The organism is Arthrobacter sp. 05L45_2 (assembly GCF_056397525.1).
Genome location: NZ_JBFTNO010000330.1, coordinates 1 through 1,784 on the forward strand (window position 1 = coordinate 1; position 1,784 = coordinate 1,784).

Annotated in this window: 3 protein-coding genes; 1 reads left to right on the forward strand and 2 read right to left on the reverse strand. The window is 65.7% G+C overall.

The window, feature by feature from the left end:
• Nucleotides 1–34: 34 nt before the first annotated feature.
• Both AC1DHD_RS16105 and AC1DHD_RS16110 read right to left on the reverse strand, forming a co-directional pair.
• Complete coding sequence (locus AC1DHD_RS16105; protein ID WP_056741192.1) at nucleotides 35–337, reverse strand: DUF4193 domain-containing protein; 303 nt, start codon at nucleotides 335–337, stop codon at nucleotides 35–37.
• A gap of 200 nt (nucleotides 338–537) precedes the next feature.
• Entirely contained in the window at nucleotides 538–1,014 is a 477-nt protein-coding gene (locus AC1DHD_RS16110; protein ID WP_476880670.1) for a GyrI-like domain-containing protein, read from the reverse strand.
• Nucleotides 1,015–1,118: 104 nt separating this feature from the next.
• Between AC1DHD_RS16110 and AC1DHD_RS16115 the strand changes: the two genes are divergently transcribed.
• A complete protein-coding gene (locus AC1DHD_RS16115) occupies nucleotides 1,119–1,745 on the forward strand; it encodes a TetR/AcrR family transcriptional regulator (RefSeq protein ID WP_476880671.1) in 627 nt (208 codons plus the stop codon).
• Nucleotides 1,746–1,784 lie beyond the last annotated feature (39 nt).

A 1,784-nucleotide genomic window follows, 5' to 3' on the forward strand; every position in this document is an offset into this window, starting at 1 on the left:
ACCCCGGGGAGCCGGGCTCGAACGTGGAAGGGATTTAGCCTTCGCAGTCGCGGCAGTACTTGAGGCCGTTCTTTTCCTTGGCGACCTGGGACCGGTGGCGGACCAGGAAGCAGGAGGAGCAGGTGAATTCATCGGACTGCTCCGGAACAACAATGACCGTCAGTTCTTCGCCGGAGAGATCGGCGCCGGGAAGGTCAATACCCTCGGCGGTGTCGTTCTCGTCGACGTCGATAACAGCAGTCTGGGCGCCGCCGCCACGGGACGCCTGAAGGGCCTCCAGCGATTCAGCGGGAGACTCTTCTTCTGTCTTGCGTGGGGCGTCGTAATCGGTAGCCATAGCGGGGTTCACTTTCGTTGCTGCACAGCGCCATTTCAGGCACCTCAGTGAAGCAGTTTAGGGCATCATGCTTGGAGTTGAAGAATAGTGTGTTCAAAGCGACATTCCGCGTCGCAAAGCCGCATAACTCCGGGGTTTCAGGGGTGGGAAACTGCGAGTCGGGTACCGTTTCCTGACGCTGACTCCCAGCCCTTCCCGGGTCAGGCCACCGRCCAAACCACCAGGGTCTTCCATGCCGCGGGATCCGGTTCTGCGGCCGGATCGCTGAGGTAGTACTCCCACATAGCGCCTCCGGGGGTGAGTCCGTCAGCCTGCATCCTGGCCATGACGGCCGCGTAGGTCTCCGGCAGTGAATCGTAGGGACCCCTGTGCATGGCCTGCAGCGCCCGCCCGGCGGGCAGCGTGCCGGCGCCGACGCCGCCTTCCGCACCGCCCGGATACGGTGCAGCGAGCGGGAAGCCGGCTTCGACGTCGACGACGTCCGTGGGCTGGCCCCGATACAGAGCGAACGGCGGCCCTGCCACTTGGACGTTTTGCTGCTGCACGGCCGCCATGACCGCCTTGTAGGCGCGGTCGAAAAATTCGCGGAGGGCGTTCATCGGCACTGTCTCCCGCAGCATGGCCGTCGGCTGTTCCTGAAGCTCGGTGGACTCGATGTCCGGGTTCGTTGCGTTCATAACGCAACACTCCGCCGCGGGGACGGACCGGTCAAGGGCCAAGGTCCCCGGCGGCGGTCCGCTCCGGGTTAGGTAAAAAATGCACTGGTGCATAAAATTGCCCCATGACTGCACGTGGCGCCACAGCGCAAGGACCCTCGCTCCGCGAACGCCAAAAGGATGAGACGTGGACCGCGATCCATGAGGCAGCTTCGGACGCCGCGCTTGAGGGCGGCCTGGCCTCCGCAACCGTTGAGGCCATCGCCGAGCGCTCGGGCATCTCCCGCCGCACCTTCTTCAACTACTTCCCTACCAAGGAAGACGCCATCCTGGGCCTCAAAGAGCCGGCGTTGGCCGACGAYGCCGTGGCCGCTTTCCGTGCCGCGAACCGCACACCCGTCGGCGACGCCGCCCACCTGATGGCGGCTGCGATGCGAGCCGCCGGCCTGGGTGGATCGATGGACATGCGCACGCGCAACGTCTTGATGGCCGTGCCGGAACTGATCACGCGGCTCAAACAGCATGTGACCGAGGTGCAGCAGCTCGTGGAGCCACTGATCGCCGAGCGGCTGGCGGCAGACCCTGCCGTGTCGGCCGGCCAGCCCGACCGGGTGGAAGTGGTGACGCTGCTCGCCGGCACGATCCTCAAGCATGCCTACACCACCGACGTCGCCGCCGTCGCGGCCGGGGATCCGGCAGCCCTGGACCGTGCCATCGAGGCGTTCCGGGTGGTCTGCCGCACGGAGCTGTAACGCCCCGCAAGCCCCAGCCCCGTTTCGACGGTTCCGTGC